11 protein-coding genes, 1 tRNA gene and 1 pseudogene are annotated in these 16,646 nt (G+C 72.3%); 3 read left to right on the forward strand and 10 right to left on the reverse strand.

All coding sequences use genetic code 11. The features are described 5' to 3' along the window. Both ACIQFZ_RS04960 and ACIQFZ_RS04965 read left to right on the forward strand, forming a co-directional pair. Positions 1–2,757 (forward strand): ABC transporter permease, encoded by a 2,757-nt coding sequence (locus ACIQFZ_RS04960; RefSeq protein WP_376650857.1) that lies wholly within the window; start codon positions 1–3, stop codon positions 2,755–2,757. A gap of 49 nt (positions 2,758–2,806) precedes the next feature. Next, on the forward strand, positions 2,807–3,766 hold the full coding sequence (locus ACIQFZ_RS04965; protein WP_365773805.1) for an ABC transporter ATP-binding protein: 960 nt from the start codon (positions 2,807–2,809) through the stop codon (positions 3,764–3,766). Positions 3,767–3,776: 10 nt separating this feature from the next. Here the strand turns inward: ACIQFZ_RS04965 and ACIQFZ_RS04970 are convergent, their stop codons facing one another. The 8 genes from ACIQFZ_RS04970 to ACIQFZ_RS05005 all read right to left on the reverse strand — a co-directional run bounded on the left by ACIQFZ_RS04970 (position 3,777) and on the right by ACIQFZ_RS05005 (position 14,365). Next, entirely contained in the window at positions 3,777–4,502 is a 726-nt protein-coding gene (locus tag ACIQFZ_RS04970) for a hypothetical protein (RefSeq protein ID WP_383055558.1), read from the reverse strand. Next, positions 4,499–4,945, reverse strand: coding sequence for a thioesterase family protein (locus ACIQFZ_RS04975; protein WP_365773803.1), 447 nt, complete (start codon positions 4,943–4,945; stop codon positions 4,499–4,501). Before ACIQFZ_RS04975 ends, ACIQFZ_RS04970 begins: the two co-directional genes overlap by 4 nt. A 9-nt stretch (positions 4,946–4,954) precedes the next feature. After that, on the reverse strand, positions 4,955–6,619 hold the full coding sequence (ettA, locus tag ACIQFZ_RS04980) for an energy-dependent translational throttle protein EttA (protein ID WP_402690638.1): 1,665 nt from the start codon (positions 6,617–6,619) through the stop codon (positions 4,955–4,957). Between the two features lie 1,266 nt (positions 6,620–7,885). Continuing rightward, positions 7,886–8,086, reverse strand: a complete 201-nt coding sequence (locus ACIQFZ_RS04985) for a hypothetical protein (RefSeq protein WP_365427558.1) — start codon at positions 8,084–8,086, stop codon at positions 7,886–7,888. Positions 8,087–8,264: 178 nt separating this feature from the next. Then, the gene (locus tag ACIQFZ_RS04990; RefSeq protein WP_402690639.1) at positions 8,265–9,671 is read right to left on the reverse strand and encodes a Cys-Gln thioester bond-forming surface protein; all 1,407 of its coding nucleotides are present in this window, start codon (positions 9,669–9,671) and stop codon (positions 8,265–8,267) included. A gap of 317 nt (positions 9,672–9,988) precedes the next feature. Further along, on the reverse strand, positions 9,989–10,474 hold the full coding sequence (locus ACIQFZ_RS04995) for a single-stranded DNA-binding protein (protein ID WP_383055564.1): 486 nt from the start codon (positions 10,472–10,474) through the stop codon (positions 9,989–9,991). A gap of 207 nt (positions 10,475–10,681) precedes the next feature. Beyond that, a complete protein-coding gene (locus ACIQFZ_RS05000) occupies positions 10,682–12,748 on the reverse strand; it encodes a GTPase (protein ID WP_402690640.1) in 2,067 nt (688 codons plus the stop codon). A gap of 3 nt (positions 12,749–12,751) precedes the next feature. Beyond that, a complete protein-coding gene (locus ACIQFZ_RS05005) occupies positions 12,752–14,365 on the reverse strand; it encodes a dynamin family protein (protein ID WP_365427546.1) in 1,614 nt (537 codons plus the stop codon). 320 nt (positions 14,366–14,685) lie between these two features. On the opposite strand from ACIQFZ_RS05005, the gene ACIQFZ_RS05010 reads away from it, so the two are divergent. After that, a tRNA-Arg gene (locus ACIQFZ_RS05010) sits at positions 14,686–14,758 on the forward strand. Positions 14,759–14,937: 179 nt separating this feature from the next. On the opposite strand, the gene ACIQFZ_RS05015 is transcribed toward ACIQFZ_RS05010, so the two are convergent. Both ACIQFZ_RS05015 and ACIQFZ_RS05020 read right to left on the reverse strand, forming a co-directional pair. After that, the gene (locus ACIQFZ_RS05015; RefSeq protein WP_365773795.1) at positions 14,938–15,177 is read right to left on the reverse strand and encodes a hypothetical protein; all 240 of its coding nucleotides are present in this window, start codon (positions 15,175–15,177) and stop codon (positions 14,938–14,940) included. Positions 15,178–15,514: 337 nt separating this feature from the next. Continuing rightward, a pseudogene (locus ACIQFZ_RS05020) lies at positions 15,515–16,475 on the reverse strand (replication initiator); the annotation flags it as partial. Between the last annotated feature and the right edge of the window lie 171 nt (positions 16,476–16,646).

Below are 16,646 nucleotides of genomic sequence, written 5' to 3' on the forward strand. Positions count from 1 at the left end.
CTGAACGCCGTCACTCCCGCCTGGGTCCGGGTACGCCTGCGCACCGCGCCGGGTGCCGCGGCCGCCCTCGCGCTGCTGGTCGCGCTGACCGCGTGCCTGGCGGCCGCGTTCCCGCGCGCAGTCGACCGGTACGAGGACGCCGGCCTGGCCCGGGCCGTCGACCGGGCGACCGTGAAGCGCACCACCCTGCTGATGTCCGCCCCGCAGCCCGGCCTCCAGTTCGCGCAGCGGGAACGGGAAAAGGCCCTGCTCCCGCCCGTCATGGGCCGCCAGCACGCCGCCGTCCTGGGCGCCGTCGGACGGCCGCTCGCCGCCGACCCCGGCCAGTCGGCGTACGGAGTGCTGACCGGCACCGACCTGCCTGTCCCCGACCCCTGGCTCCCGCGGCCCAACGGGCTGCCCCCGCAGGTGCGCCTGGTCGCGCAGAGCGGGCTGGCCGCGCACTCCTCGGTGGGCGCGGGCCGGCTGCCGCGGGCGAACGGCGAAGTGACGGCGGCGACTGCGGAGGTGGAGGCCGCCGTGACCGCCGAGACGGCCAGGAGCCTGCACATCGAGGTCGGCTCCGTCATCCACGTACCCTCCGTGTCCCGGCCCCCGCTGGCCGTGCGGATCACCGGCATCCTGACGCCGCGCGAGCGTGACGGCGCGTACTGGGCGACGCAGCCCCTGATGCGCACCCCGGCGCTGGTCCCCGTGGACCCGACCGACCCCCTCTCGGAGAAGTACTGGCTCGGCGCCCTGCTGTTCCCGCCCGAGGCGGCCCCCGCCATGCTGGGCACCGACGGGCATCTGATCCGGTACTGGCAGGTGGCACCCGACACCGGCGCCCTGCACGCCCACGACCTCGACGGCCTGAAGTCCTCCGTCGCAGCCCTGAAGTCCGGGCCGGGCCTGGTACAGGTGCGCACGGCCACCGACCCGGCCGCGCAGGTCAGCACCGACCTCGACGACGTGCTCGTCTCCTACGGCCACCTCATGTCCGGTGTCGCTCCGCTGGTCGCGGTCGCCGTGTTCGGCAGCGCGACGGTCGCCCTCGTCGTCCTGCTGATGGCCGGGGGCCTTGCCGCCGACCGTCGCCGCTCCGAACTCACCCTGCTGCGTGCCCGCGGCGCCTCCCTGACCGGCCTGGCCGGCCGGCTGCTCGCCGAGACGGCGGTGGTCGCCGTGCCCGCCGGGGCGCTCGGGCTCGGTGCGGCCCTGCTCGCCGTCCCCGAGGGCCGCGCGGGCCAGGCGGTCCTCGCGGCCGCGGTGGTCACCGCCGTCGCCTGTGCCGCGCTGCCCGTGCGCGCGCTGGTCGCGCACCGCGCGGTCAGCGTCCACGGACCACGCGAGGACACGGTGTCCGTACGTCCCTCCCGGCGCCGTACGGTCGCCGAGCTGACGCTGCTGGTGATCGCGGCGGGAGCGGTGGAGGCGCTGCGGCGGCACGGGGTCTCGGGGCCGTCGGAGAGTGCCGGCGCCTCGGACGGGTCCGGGGACCAACTGGTGTCCCTGGCCCCGGTCCTGGTGGGCGTGATCGCGGCCCTGGTGCTGGTCCGCCTGTACCCGCTGCCGCTGCGCTGGCTGATGCGTCCGGCCGGCCGGCTGCGTGGGGCGGTGGGCCATCTGTCCCTGGCCCGCGCGGGCCGTTCTTCCGTCTCGGCGGTGCTGCCCCTGCTGGCGCTGCTGACCGCGCTCACCACCGCCGCCTTCGGCGGTTCGGTGCTGGCGGGCGTGGCCGACGCCCGCGACCAGGCGGCTCTCCTCGCCGTCGGCGCCGACGGGCGCGTCGAGGACACCGGCGCGCTGCCGGCCGACTTGGCCGACCGGGTGCGCCGGACACCGGGCGTGCGGGGGCTCACCGAGGTGAGCGTCGACTCCCTGGCCAAGGCGGGAACGGATCTGACTCGGGTGTCCCTGGCGGGCATCGACCCGGCGTCCTACGCCTCCCTGGCCGGGAGCACCGGCCTCGGCGTCTTCCCCGAGCAGCAACTGCGGCGGCCGGCCGACGGCGCCCGGGCCCCACTGCCGGCGCTGGCCTCCCCCTCCATCGCCGAGACGTTCGGCAAGCAGCCGTTCAGCGTGATGCTGGGCGACGGGACCGACGTCACCGTCCGGATCGTCACCGTCCGGGACCGGACCCCGGCCGTGGTCGGCACCAGTTTCCTGGTCGTGGACCGGGCCGGGCTGAGCCGCGAGACGGCCCGTACGAACACACTGCTCCTGACCGGCGGCCACCTGGACGCCGACGCCCTGCGCCGGACGGTGGGCAAGTCGGTGTCCGTGCACCTGGGTTCCGAGGAGCGGGCCCAGTACGTCGACTCGCCCCTCCAGTCCGGCGCCGAGCGCGTCTACGCGGTGGCGGTGGCCGCCGGTGCCGGCTACGCCGTCCTGGCCCTGCTGCTCGCCCTGCTGCGCGCCGCCCCCGAGCGTGCCGCGCTCCTCGCCCGCCTGCGCACCATGGGCCTCACCCGCGCGCAGGGTCGTCGCCTGCTTGTCCTGGAGTCCCTGCCCCAGGCGCTGCTCGCCGCGGCGGGCGGAGCGCTGACGGGCTGGGCGACCGTCCTGCTGCTCTCCCCCGGCATCGACCTGACGGCCATCGCGCTGCCGTCGACGACGGCGTCCGCCGGCGGGAACGCGCTGCGGACGGACCCGCTCTCGCTGGCCCTGCCGGCGGCGGCGGTGCTGCTGCTGACCGTGGGGATCGCCGTGAGCCAGGCGTGGTGGACGGGACGCAGGGGATCGGTACGGGAGTTGAGAGCGGGGGACGCGAGATGAACCGACCGGACCGCCACAGCCGCCGTAGCCGCCGCGCAGGAGAGCCCCGATGACGACGAATCCCACCCTGGCCGACCTGGCCGAGCGCGCCACCGCGAACCGCACCCGCCCGGCCTACGGCCACGACGCGCTGATCAGCTGCGACCGCCTGGTCCGCATCTTCACCGCCGACGGCGTGGAGGTCCAGGCCCTCCAGGGCCTGGACCTGCTGGTCCGCGAGGGCGAGCTGATGGCCCTCGTCGGCGCCTCCGGCAGCGGCAAGTCCACCCTGATGAACATCCTCGCCGGGCTGGACACCCCCACGGCGGGCGCGGCCCGGGTCGCGGGCCACGATTTGCTCGCCATGACCGCGAAGGACCGCCTGCGCTACCGCCGCGAGGTCGTCGGCTTCGTCTGGCAGCAGACCTCCCGCAACCTGCTGCCCTACCTGACGGCGGCACAGAACGTCGCCCTGCCGATGCAGTTGTCCGGTGCCCGAGGCCGAAGCCGCCGCGCCAAGGCCGAACGCGCGGTGGAGCTACTGGAGTTGCTGGAGGTGGGCCACTGCCGGGACCACCGCCCGCACCAGATGTCGGGCGGCCAGCAGCAGCGCGTGGCGATCGCGGTGGCCCTCGCCAACAACCCCGCGGTGCTGCTCGCCGACGAGCCCACCGGCGAACTGGACTCCCACACCGGCGAGCAGGTCTTCGCCGCCTTCCGCACCGCAAACGAGCATCTGGGCACGACGATCGTCATCGTCACCCACGACCAGGCGGTCGCCGGCGAGGTCCGCCGCACGGTCGCCATCCGCGACGGCCGCACCTCCACCGAAGTGCTGCGCCGCAGCGAGGTGGACGCGGCGACCGGCGACGAGAAGCTGGTGAGCCGCGAGTACGCCATGCTCGACCGGGCCGGCCGTCTGCAACTGCCCGCCGAGTACACCCAGGCTCTGGGGATGCGCGACCGGGTGGCGCTGGAGCTGGAGCCCGACCACATCGCGGTGCGGCCGGACGACAGCGAGGGAAACTGAGCCGTCGCGCTCAGCGGACGCTGACGTCCAGGGAGCCGAGTCCGGCCTCCGCCCGCCGTACCGCGATCGAACCGTAGGGGGTCCGCAGCCGCAGCCACGTCCCCGACGACAGCAGCGCGAGGTCCTCCTCGCCGGAGGCCGCCGGGGGCCTCGCGGAGTCCCCCTCGCCGACGGCGGCGGGGGGCCTGAGGAACCGCAGCGACTGTGCCGCGTGCACGGCCCGCACAGGCAGTTGGGTCTCGCCGACCAACCGGGACCAGATCTCCCGCCCGATCCGGTCGAGTTCGGCGCGTGTGCGGTGCTCCTGCGCCAACTCCTGTGTACGTGAGCGGAACTCGGCGACCGCGGCGGCCACCGTCGCCCCCAGGGCGCCGGCCGGGGGCAGCCCCGGCTCCGTCCGCCAGCCGCCGCGCGGCGGCAGCACGCCCGCCCACGGCGGCCCGGTCACCGCCGCCGGGACCGCGGCCGTGGCCGCCGACTCGTCGATGGACTCCAGCAGTTCACCGGCGGAGACGGTCACGTCGAGGGTGTCGTCCGGCTCGCCGCGGTACGGCTCGGAGAGCCGCACCGCGCGCACCGCCAGCACCTCGAAGGACGCCGGCCGTCCGAAGACGGCGAGCGCCGTCCCCGTCGCCTGGAGGCGCACCGCGGCCGAACGTTCGTAGTGCAGCAGCCGGGAGAGGAAGGCGGCGAGGTCGGCCGCCTCCGTCTCGTCGGCGAGGTGGAGGACCGTCATGCGGCGACGGCCTCCTCCTTGTCGCCCGCGTCCGCGGCGTCGTCACCGGTGCCGGCGTCGTCGGTGTACTCCTGGAGGAACTCGCGCTCCTCCGCGGTGATCCGCCGCGGGCGCTGCGCCTCGAAGTCGAACGGCACGATCACCGTCGAGGCGCGGACGTAGACCTGGTCGCCGTCCTTGACCTCGTAGGTGAGGGTGAAGGACGCCGCCTTGATCTCGGTGACCCACAGCTCGACGTCCACCGGCGCGTGCCGGTGGACGAGCTGGCGTTTGTAGTCGATCTCGTGGCGCGCCACCACGGACCCCTGCTTGAACTCCTTGTCCGGGCGGAACAGGAAATCGATGCGTGCCTCCTCCAGGTAGCGGAGGAACACCACGTTGTTGACGTGGCCGTACGCGTCCATGTCCGCCCAGCGCAGCGGGCAGCGGTAGATGTGGCGCATCTGCTTCGATCAGCCCCGGGTCAGCTTCTTGTAGGTGGCGCGGTGCGGCCGGGCGGCGTCCGGGCCGAGCCGCTCGATCTTGTTCTTCTCGTACGACTCGAAGTTGCCCTCGAACCAGAACCACTTGGAGTCGCCCTCGTAGGCGAGGATGTGCGTCGCCACGCGGTCCAGGAACCACCGGTCGTGGGAGACGACGACGGCGCAGCCGGGGAACTCGAGGAGCGCGTTCTCCAGGCTGGACAGGGTCTCGACGTCGAGGTCGTTGGTCGGCTCGTCGAGGAGCAGCAGGTTGCCGCCCAGCTTCAGGGTGAGCGCCAGGTTGAGGCGGTTGCGCTCACCGCCGGAGAGCACGCCGGCGGGCTTCTGCTGGTCCGGGCCCTTGAAGCCGAACGCGGACACGTACGCCCGGGACGGCATCTCGACCTGGCCGACGTTGATGTAGTCCAGCTCGTCGGAGACGACGGCCCACAGCGTCTTCTTCGGGTCGATGTTCGCGCGGCTCTGGTCGACGTAGGAGATCTTGACGGTCTCGCCGACCTTGATGCTGCCGGAGTCCGGCTGCTCCAGGCCCTGGATCATCTTGAACAGCGTGGTCTTGCCCGCGCCGTTCGGGCCGATGACGCCGACGATGCCGTTGCGGGGCAGCGTGAAGGAGAGGTCGTCGATGAGGACCTTCTCGCCGAAGGCCTTGTTGAGGTTGTTGACCTCGACGACGACGCTGCCCAGGCGCGGGCCCGGCGGGATCTGGATCTCCTCGAAGTCCAGCTTCCGCATCTTCTCGGCCTCGGCGGCCATCTCCTCGTAGCGGGCCAGACGCGCCTTGGACTTGGCCTGCCGCCCCTTGGCGTTCGACCGCACCCACTCGAGCTCTTCCTTGAGCCGCTTCTGCCGCTTGGCGTCCTTCTGGCCCTCGACCTTCAGACGGGCGGCCTTCGTCTCCAGGTACTTGGAGTAGTTGCCCTCGTAGCCGTGCAGCCGGCCGCGGTCCACCTCGCAGATCCAGCCGGCCACGTTGTCCAGGAAGTACCGGTCGTGGGTGACGGCCACGACGGTGCCCTCGTACTTGGCGAGGTGCTGCTCCAGCCAGTTCACCGACTCGGCGTCGAGGTGGTTGGTGGGCTCGTCGAGGAGCAGCAGGTCGGGCTGCTCGAGCAGCAGCTTGCACAGCGCGACACGGCGGCGCTCACCACCGGAGAGGGTGGTGACGGGCCAGTCGCCGGGCGGGCAGCCCAGGGCGTCCATGGCCTGCTCGAGCTGGGCGTCGAGGTCCCACGCGTTGGCGTGGTCGAGCTCCTCCTGGAGCTTGCCCATCTCCGCCAGCAGCGCGTCCGAGTAGTCGGTGGCCATCTGCTCGGCGATCTCGTTGAACCGGTCGAGCTTGCCCTTGATCTCGGCCACGCCCTCCTGGACGTTCTCCAGGACCGTCTTCTCCTCGGTCAGCGGGGGCTCCTGCAGCAGGATGCCGACGCTGTAGCCGGGCGACAGGTACGCGTCACCGTTGGACGGCTGTTCCAGCCCCGCCATGATCTTCAGCACGGTCGACTTACCGGCACCGTTCGGGCCGACGACGCCGATCTTGGCACCCGGAAGGAAGTTCAGGGTGACGTCGTCGAGAATCACCTTGTCGCCGTGCGCCTTGCGCGCCTTGCGCATGGTGTAAATGAACTCAGCCAAGAGAAACCGTCCGGCAGCTTGAAATCAGGCAGTGGGCAGATACACCCCATCTTGCCGTACCGCCACCCCTACGTGGAAACCCATGCGGCCGGGAGGCTCTGACCTGGGGTTTCGCTGGTGGCGGCGGTGGCTCGTCTGACGCTGAGGGGGTGATCGGCGCCTTGCGCGCGGCGGCAGGCGGGTGGGAGGACGGACGCCGAGAGGTGGGGGTACTTGACGGGACCGTGGGTGTGGGGGCCGTCGGGTGCGCGCTCGGGATGCTCGGGCGACGGGTGGAGGCGGGCCCGGACGGGCCGCGGATCCGCGCGGTGCCGCGGTGGCGGCGGCTGGAGTAGGACGAGATCGTCCGCTCAGAGGGACTGCGCATAGCTACCGGCCCCCGGGCCCGCAGTGGTGAGCGGCTGCGTGTCGCGGCCACGCTGCGCGACGGCTCCGTGGTCTGGCTGCCGCTGCTATTCGTCGGCGGCCGACGCGGGTGGCTTCGAGAAGGATCTGGCCCGGCTGCGCGCGGTGCAGCGCCGTTACCCGCGCAGCATCCTGTCGTAGCTCCGGGCGTTCGTGCCCGGGCTGGAACAGGCGGAACCGTGCGACGTACGCCGTGCGTTGTGAGGGGAAAGGGGGGTCGATGGACGCCGGACTGACAGTGGGCGAGCAGATCGTGCTGCTCGGGCTGGACACGCGAGACGGCACGCCACGGGAGCAGTTGAGGGTGGGATGCGCCGTCGCGGCGGCACCACTGCTACGGCTCGTGCTGTCCGGCGGGGTGGTGGAGCGCGACGGCCGGCTGGTCGCCGTACAACGACCCTCGGTCCGGCACTGTCCTCCACCTGAGCCGGGAACGCCTCGGCCAGCGGGATCATCGGCCGCGTTGCGGCAGGAGCGGCCGCGGCCGCCGACGGTGCGGGGGCGGAAGCCGTCGACTCGGACGCGGAGGCCGCCGGCCCGGACGCGGCGGCTTCGTCGGGCGACGAGCCCACGTGCCTCAGAACGACGAAGGCCGTCGCTGCCGCCACAGCCGCCACCACGGCCAGCGCGGCGTACCGGGGCCACAGCCGCTTCCGGACGGGCGCAGGGCCCTCCTTTACGGTGGCGCTGTTGACGAAATCGTCGTCGAGCACCACGTTCCACTCGTCGTCGTTCCGCCGGTCGTGGTCCGTGGGCACATCGTCGTTCACTGGCACGGTTGAACCGTAGTGATCAGGGCTTCCGCGCTGAGTACGCACAGGTCACAGCATGATCACTATCCGGACATTCGGCCGGGGGTGCTCAGGCCTGTTCCAGGGCGTCGCCGAACTCGCGCAGGGTCTTGCCGCGGTGGCTGCGGGCCAGTTCGTGGCCGACGGCGATGGCGAGCGCGATCGGCCATTCGATGACGTCGAAAGCCGTGAGGAGACCGAGGCCCGCGAGGTAGGCGAGCTGGTCCCGGGACGGCAGTTCGAGTCGGAGACCGCCCAGGGAGACGGTCACCGAATCACCCGAGAGGACCCGTTCGGCCGCGGCGCGGGCGCCGTGGGCCTTCGTGACCGGAGCCGGTGCGCCGGCAGGCGCTGTGCCAAGGTCTGTCCTGCTCGCTCGCACGGTCATGTCACACCCCGTTCGACGGCCGGTGCCGGGCATCCGCTCGATGTCCCCCCACCACGCTAGGTCAGTTCCCGGCGCTCTTCCTCTTGTGGACGATGCTCAGGGCCGTGGCACCCAGAACCAGCAGGCTGAGGCCGATGGCAGCGATCAGCGGGGTGGTGCTGGTGCCGCCGGTCTCGGCGAGGTTGGGGTTGGGCGAGGTGCCGCCGCCCGCCGTGACGGGGCTCGGTTCGCCGACGGTCTGGGTCACGGCGCCGCCCGGGCTGCCCTGGGTCCGGCAGTCGAGGACGCCTGCGAAGCGCTCCGCGTGGCCTCCCGGGCCCCTGATCGTGAAGTCGTAGGCCTGGTCCTCCTGGAGCGGGATGGTGATCGTCTCGGACGCGCCCGCGGCGATGCTGTACCGGGTGTCCATCAGCTCGAAGGTGAACGGCTCGTCGCCCTTGTTGGCCGCGGTGATGTCCAGGGCGCCCTTGGCGCAGTTCTTCACCGCGGACAGGGCGGGTATCGCGCCCTTGGCGGCCCAGGTCGCTCCGCTGGTGGCGGCGACCGTGGACTCGCTGGAGCCGGCCAGGATCTGGGTCTGGCTGCGGCTGTCGGAGGTGAAGGCGCGGCCGACCGGCACGGAGGTGGAGGCCTGCGCGGTCAGTGTCGCCGAGCCGTCTCCGGCGTCCTCGGGCACGTCGAAGAACACCTGGCTGCCCTCCCTGGCGGACGTGATCTCCTTGCCGTCCTTGCCGACGATCCGCACGCCGCTGGTGGCGGCGCCCGCGGGAGGTGTCAGGGTCACGCTGCTCGCGTTGGTGTGCACGGTCACCGGGCCGACCCGCTCGCCCGGACGACCGGAGACGGCGGCCGGGTCGAGGGTGAGCGAGGCCCGCGGCTCGGGCAGGTCGCGGGCGCTCTCCTCCAGGTAGTCGGCGAGCTTCTCGGCCCGTGGGTCGACCGCGTCGACGTCCGCGCCGTCGGAGTAGCGCCATATGGCCACCTGGGTGCCGGCCGCCGCGTCCTGCTCGGTGAGGTTCCCGACGCCTGCCTTGGCGGCGAGCGCCGCGAGATCGTTGACCTGCGGGTAGGAGTTCTCCAGGATCCAGCGGATCTTCCCGGCGTTCTTGTTGGCGGCCAGCGAGGTGCCGCTCCAGGGCGTCTCGCGGTACTTGGCGTCCCGCTGCGTGGGGTTGTACGCGTCGATGCAGTAGGTCTGCAGGGTCCCGCCGCCGTCGACGGACATCTCGAACAGGCCCGCGGAGACCTGGTGGTCACCGCCGTCGTCGTGGATGACGGCGGTGCCGTAGGTCTTCAGGCCGCCGATGGTGGCGGTCGCGCCGCCCGGACTCTGCGGCATGCCGTCGGCGGCAGCAGGGCCGGCGGCGGCCAGCACACCGGCGGCGACGAATCCGGAGATCAGGGTGGCGGCGGCGAGTCGGGCCGCCCCCCGCCTGCGCGCGGACGGCGCAGAGTACCAAGCACACACAGAATTCCCCTTCGAGCAGGACCCGTTGACGTGGGGGTGCGGTCCCACCGGCAGAAACCTCAAAGCCCTGAGACAAGCCCAGAGAGCTGTGTCCGGCATCCTATGGATCCCTCACACCAGGACTTCGCTGTCGTATCGTCAGATCGCAGATCCGAATCGCAATCGTTATCGCCAAGATCACCTGGACCCCTGTGAGCGGGGCCCGTCGAGGAGTCCCCTGGGGACTTCCATGGCGCATCCCGGGCGTATCCGGGGCGCATGCGCCGATGAGCGGCGGTGACGAGCGGCAATCCGGCCGGGGGGTCAGCACACTCCCGTCAGCACACCGCCGCGACCGGCTCAGGTTCCGGCTGCGGCTGTGGCTCCTGCGGGACCTCCGTGTCCGCGGCGGCCGTCTCCCACGTGGGCTCCGGCCGCGGAGGCGGACTCGCCGTCTGCGGGTCCGTCCTGACCGTGCGCCGGAAGGCCGACGTACCCCGCGCCAGGTCGTGGCCGATCGTCAGGGCGTCGATGTCCGCCCAGGTCCGGCTGGTGCCGTCGCGGCTCTCGGTACGCACCTTCAGCCGGCCCTGCACGATGACGGGGTCGCCCACGGTCAGCGACGCCACCGCGTTGGCGGCGAGCTGGCGATTGGCCCACACCGTGAAGAAGTTGGTGTGGCCGTCCGTCCAGGCGCTCTTCTCCCGGTCCCAGTAGCGCGAGGTCACCGCCAGCCGGAACCGCGCCGAGGCGCCCGAAGGCAGCTCCCGGTGCACCGGCTGCGTCGCCACGTTGCCCACGGTGCAGACGATCGTCTCGTTCATCGTCGATTCCCCTCCCTCGCCCGGCCGCTCGGTCCGGGCGGACACGCGTACGGGCCCGTCCCGTACGGCTGCGTCTGCCGTGACGACCGCGTTCGTCGCAATCGCCGCGGAACCAGACTGCCTCCGTCCGGGCCGGGCCCGCCGAGCCCTGTGGACCACCGCCTGCCTGTGGAAAACTCCCTCACCCTTGCGGGCGATGACCACCCGTCATCCGACCCCCGCTCCCCGCACCAGCGCGTACTGCTCCCGAACTTCTCGATACCGCAGGAGTTCCGCCGCCACCGGATCCAGCACCCGGGCCCGGCCGCACCCCGAGGCCGCCTCCCGTAGTCGGCGCTCGGCCTCCTGGCCGTACCGCCGTGCGGGTCCGCGTGCCGCGACCCGGCAGCTCCACTCCAGGACCGGTCCGCCCACGATGCCGGCCAGCATGAGCAGCACCGGCATCCCCAGGTACGGCGCCGTCACCCCGACGATCTGGCCCACCAGCCACAGACCACCGGCCACCTGAACGATCGTCATCGCCGCCTGCACGAGGACCGCGAGGGGCCACCAGCCCGGGCGCGGGGGCCGCCCCGAAGGCAGCCCGGCCCGCGCCGCCAGCTGGTCCAGCGCCTCGGGCAGCCCGCGCGCACCGCGTACGGCGGCCTCACGCACGGCCTGCGCCCACGGCCCCGGCATGCCGGCCGAGGCCTGGTCGGCCACCGTGCGCACCGCGTATTCGACACGCTGACGCGCGGTGGCCTCCTCGTCCTGCTGGTTGCCCAGCAGGAAGCGTCCGGTGGGTGCCTCGCGCCGGCTCCGGCACCACCGCCACAGCCGCAGCCAGGGCGTGCCGCAGGCCTTGTTGGCGTTGCGCAGCCAGGCCCGCTCGGCCGCCTCGCCGGCGGCGGTGGCGCCCACCGCGTCCGCGAGCCGAGCCGCGAACTCCTCGCGCGCCTCCTCGCTGAGCCCGGCGTTCGACCGGGCGGCGTAGACGGGCCGCAGGCGCTGCGCCGCGGCGTCCACGTCGGCCGAGATCCGCCGCACCGCGGCTCCACGCTCGGCCACGAACTGACCGAGCGCCTCGCGCAGTTCGTCGACGCCCTGCCCGGTGAGCGCGGACAGCGCGAGCACGGTCGTGCCCAGCTCGCCGTGCTCGCCGAGGGCGATCCCGTCCTCGTCGAGCAGCCGTCGCAGATCGTCGAGGACCTGGTCGGCGGCCTCGCCGGGCAACCGGTCGACCTGGTTGAGGACGACGAACATGACCTCTGCGTGGCCGGCCATGGGCCGCAGGTAGCGCTCGTGGAGGACGGCGTCGCCGTACTTCTCCGGGTCGACGACCCAGATGACGGCGTCGACGAGCCGCAGGATGCGGTCCACGTGCTCGCGGTGCTGCACGGCCGCCGAGTCGTGGTCGGGCAGATCGACCAGGACCAGACCGCGCAGCTGCGGGTCGGCGTCCTGGGCCTGCACCGGGCGCCTGCGCAGCCGTCCCGGGATGCCGAGCCGGTCGATGAGACTGGCCGCGCCGTCGCTCCAGCTGCACGCGATGGGCGCCGCGGTGGTCGGCCGCCGTAGCCCGGTCTCCGAGATGGCGACGCCGGCGAGGGCGTTGAACAGCTGGGACTTGCCGCTGCCGGTGGCGCCCGCGATGGCGACGACGGTGTGCTGCCCGGAGAGCCGGCGCCGGGCCGCGGCCTCGTCGAGGACACGGCCCGCCTCCGCGAGGGTCTGGCTGTCGAGCCGGGTGCGGGACAGGCCCACCAGCTCGCGCAGCGCGTCGAGCCGGGACCGCAGCGATCCGTCGTACGCCAGCGGGGGGACGCCCGGCTGCCGGGCGGTCCGGGGCTCCACGGGTACGAGTTCGGCGGCGCTGCCCGTCTCGGTGACGCGGCGCGCGATCAGTCCGTCGTCCCAGGCGCCCTCGGCCTCCGCACGGCTCAATGCGTCGTCGTCCGTCCCGCGCGCGTCGCAGTCGTCGTGTTCCACGCGCGCGTGGACGACGGCGGCCTCCTTCACCATGCTGATCTCCCCGGTCACCAGGTGGTCGGGGGCGGCCGCCCCGGGGACCCGGTGGCCCTTGGCATCCCTGGGCGTCTCCGCGTCTCCGGCCTCGGGAACGCCTTCGGCGCCGTGGCCGCCCTCGGCCCGGGCGTCTGCCGCCCTGTCGCGGATCCAGGTCTCCCCGCTCGCTCTCTCCCCGTCCGTCCTTCCGTCCGTATCTCCGTCCGCGAGGACGGTGCCCGGCGTCTGATCGGTGTGTTCCGTTCGGTCCTGGTCAGTGACGGCGGTCACCGGTCACCTCTCTTTCAGCAGTACGGACAGCGCGGCGATGAGTTCGGCCTGGGGCTCGGGGTGCACGTCGAGGGCGTCGAGCGGGGCCAGACGGCGCTCGCGCTCGACGTGGATCACCCGGTCCAGGTGTTCGTTGAGCAGCCGCCCGGCGCGGTCGCGCAGCCGCAGCGCCCCGTGCGCGCCGATCCGTTCGGCGAGGCCCTCTCCCGCCGACCGCGCCCGGCGGCCTCCCAGCAGCCCGGTGGCGGCCAGGGCGGCGACGGCCTCGGCGTCAGGCGCGATGCTCCGGTCCAGCCGGCGCACCTCGTCCTCGGCGTACTCCTCCAGCTCCCGCCGCCAGCGCCGTACGGCCAGCCCGATGCGGTGCTCGGCGCTCTCCGAGGCGCGATCGCGATCGGTGAGCCCCGGCGCCGTGGCGGCCTGCTCGTGCCGCCAGGCGTCGTCCACGCGCTCGTCGGCGGCGGTGACCGCGCACAGCAGCAGGGAGCCCAGGCTCTCCACGAGCGCGTCGAGCAGTTCCCCGGGGGAGCAGTCCAGCGGGAAGGCGCGCCACCTCTTCAGGGCGTCCCCGGCGAGCACCGCCCCGGCCTGGAGCCGTCCCCGCACGCGCGTGTGCTCGCTCTCGTAGGCGGTCTCAACGGCCGTGGTGAGCCTCAGCGCGGCGGTGTACTGGGCGGTGGCGGCACTGGCCAGCTCGGGCATCCGGGACTTCAGCGAGTCGAGGAGGCCCTGGGCCGTGCGGGACATGACGTACTGCCGGGCCGTGGAGTCCTGGGTCTGGTGGACCAGCCAGGTGCGCAGCTGCGCGACGGCGCTGGCGGGCAGCAGGCCCCCGCCCCAGGCCGACTCTGGCAGCTCGGGCACGGTGAACCGCGGTACCTCGCCGAGTCCGGCCTTGGTGAGCAGCGCCCCGTACTGGCGGGAGACCTCGGAGGCGACCTGGTGCGGCACCCGGTCCAGCACGGTCACCAGCGTGGCGTCGTACTCCTTGGCCGTGCGCAGCAGGTGCCACGGGACAGCGTCGGCGTACCGGGCCGCCGTGGTGACCATGACCCAGATGTCGGCGGCGCAGATCAGCTCGGCGGCCAGGACGCGGTTGTCAGCGATCAGGGAGTCGATGTCGGGCGCGTCGAGGAGGGCGAGCCCGGGAGGCAGGGTGTCGACGGTCTCCACGCGCAGCACCCGGGAGGGGGTGCTCTCCTGCGTCAGCAGGTCGTCGCCGGCCCCGGGGTCGCCCCTGGGCACCCACACGCGCGTGAGGTCCGGCAGGACGCGCATCCCACTGAACCAGTGGTGGTCCTCGGGATGGCAGACCAGCACCGGGGTCCGTGTAGTCGGCCGCAGCACGCCCGCCTCGCTGACCCGCCGTCCGACGAGCGAGTTGACGAGGGTCGACTTCCCGGCGCCTGTCGATCCCCCGACGACCGCCAGCAACGGCGCTTGGGGCCTTCTCAACCGGGGCACCAAGTAGTCGTCGAGTTGTGCGAGCAGTTCGTCGCGGTTGGCACGCGCGCGCGGAGCCCCCGCCAGGGGCAGCGGGAAGCGTGCGGCGGCGACACTGTCGCGCAGGGCGGAGAGTGCGTCGAGCAGCTGAGGCCGTACGTCCAAGGTCACCACATGCGAAGAATGCCCAATTTTAGGGGAATTCTGAAGCATATGAGCATGTCTGCGCGCCGATTGGACACATCGGACGGAAGGGACGACTGGGACGCGGGTACAGTCCAGGCATAACGAGTGCACAACACCAGGTGCGCCGGACGTCAAAAGCGATGCACGATTCGTACCCGCCTGCGATTATCAGGACCGCTTCACTGAACCTCCACATTGAGCCACGGAGGCGAAGCAACCGGGACATGGATCTGGGAGCCCTATCCTTGTCCCCGGCGATGTCACGGATCAGCCCCTGCCAGGGCACCGCGACAGAGGCCACACACCAGGCCCCCGTAGCTCAGTGGATAGAGCAGGCGCCTTCTAAGCGCTTGGCCGCAGGTTCGAGTCCTGCCGGGGGCGCCTTTGCCAGCCCTCCCTAGTGGGAGGGCTTTTCGCTGGTCAGGCCGGGTTTCACCGCGCACGACGAAGCCCCGGGCGCTCCCCCGACGATCATGGGGAGGCTCCGGGGCTGTCCGGCTGTCACCGGGTTTTCGCGGGTGGCCGTGTCGAATACGTGTCGAAGTTCTCGGCCGGGACGGTCAGCCGACGTCCGGCAGCTCCGGGAGATCCCCCGCGGCTTCGAGCCGCCTCTTGAGATCGGGAAGCTGCCCCTCGACACAGCGGGCGTACGTGGCCAGAAGCACCGGGACGCTGTTGCCCGCCCAGTCCGCCACCTGAGCGGGCGGTATCCCATCGTTGAGCCACTTCGTCAGGCGCGTGTGCCGGTTGTCGTACACGCGCTTGCCCGTGGGCGACTCGAAGACGTGGGAAGGCAGCACCGCCTTGCGCGCGCCGTGCCAGGCCCGCCGGACGACGGAGCCGCGAGGATGCCGCCCGTCTCCCTCTCGGCGCGACCCTTCAGATCGCGCTCTTCGTGGATCTCCCCCGTGTCGGTCCACTGCTTGCCGACTTCCGGCGTCGCCGTGTGGATCAGAAGTTCACTCCACTGGTCCTCGGCATCAGGAACGGGCAACGTCACATCTTTCACCCGAGTGGCCACTGCTTCCTCGGGACGCGGACCGCAGTAGTACAGCGTGGCGAAAAACGCATGCAAGCGCCTGCCTCCGCGCGGTCGGCGCCGGATCCAGTCGAGGGTGTCGTGCTTCCTTCACTCAGGAGGGCGTCGCGGGCGGTCTCGCGGTTGGGTCTGGAGGTCGCGGGCGACGGTCGCGGCGAGGGCGGCTTCGCCCGGTGTGTGGCCGTGGCCGGCGTACTGCCAGTCCGTCAGGACGAGGACGGTGTCCGGCTCCCGGTCGTCGAGGCCCAGGGCCGACACTTCCTGAGCGGCGCGGTAGTCGGCGCGTTCCTGACGGAGGGCGCCGAGGGTGGTCGAGTAGGTGCGCGACGTGGACGAGAAGTGCCCGCGGAAGCCGAGCATGTGCACCCAGACCCACAGCCGCCGGTCCGGATACAGGCCGTCCATCCAGGTCGCGGCACGCGGTGATGAGCCGACGGGTGTGGTCCGGGACCTGATGGCGGTCGAGTTCGGCGAGTTCGCCGATGCGGCGGTCCAGGGTGCCGGTGTTCTCGGCGGCCTTGGTGGCGTACTTGGCCACGTACGAGGCGACGGCCTGTTCGGTGATGTCGAGCCGTCGCCGAAGGCCTTGACCGGGCGGACGTCGAGCTGTCGACCCCATCGGAACGTCCTGGACGGCTGCTCACCGACAGCAGGGACCGAGACGGACGCGTACGAGTGCGCGGCGGCGGCGTGGATCGCGTCCGTGAGGAGGTCGACCGTGGGCCAGGCGGGCGGCGGTGTCCCGGGCCCCTCCGGGCCGTCGAGGCGTACGACGGCATGGAAGTGCGGGGCCCCGCGCTTCTGGAACTCGGCGACCTTGCCATACGAGACGCGAAGGTGTTCAGCGCGTTCACGGCGGGGCAGACCGGCACGGCCGGCGAGTTCGCGGCGCAGTCGGGTGGTGAAGCGCTGCCAGAGCTGTCCGGCGTGGTTGTTGAACAGCACGGCACCCGCGTAGTCGTAGGTGTTCGGGTCAGGGGCGGTGCCCAACTCCGGGGCGTCGGAAGCGTGTCGGGTGCCGCAGCGGCAGGTGCCGTGGTCGGGGCGGTTGTGGACCGGACTCATGAAGGCCTCGTCACTCTAAGTAGCCACGCAGAGGTACTTTATCCCAAATCATCCTAAAATGATGGTTACCAAGCGTGCATCGCGAGGGCGAGAATCCCCAGCCGGGCGCTTGTAGGGCCGCCTTTCCGCCTGCGCTGAATATCCGGGAAACGATGCCTTGATCAC

The organism is Streptomyces sp. NPDC093064 (assembly GCF_044754605.1).
Classification (GTDB): domain Bacteria; phylum Actinomycetota; class Actinomycetes; order Streptomycetales; family Streptomycetaceae; genus Streptomyces.

What these genes read in the sequence shown, in the direction of transcription:
- ACIQFZ_RS04965 (WP_365773805.1), top strand. Translation starts at nt 2,807, where the DNA reads ATGACGACGAATCCCACCCTGGCCGACCTGGCCGAGCGCGCCACCGCG.
- ACIQFZ_RS04970 (WP_383055558.1), bottom strand. Translation starts at nt 4,502, where the DNA reads ATGACGGTCCTCCACCTCGCCGACGAGACGGAGGCGGCCGACCTCGCC.
- ACIQFZ_RS04975 (WP_365773803.1), bottom strand. Translation starts at nt 4,945, where the DNA reads ATGCGCCACATCTACCGCTGCCCGCTGCGCTGGGCGGACATGGACGCG.
- ACIQFZ_RS04995 (WP_383055564.1), bottom strand. Translation starts at nt 10,474, where the DNA reads ATGAACGAGACGATCGTCTGCACCGTGGGCAACGTGGCGACGCAGCCG.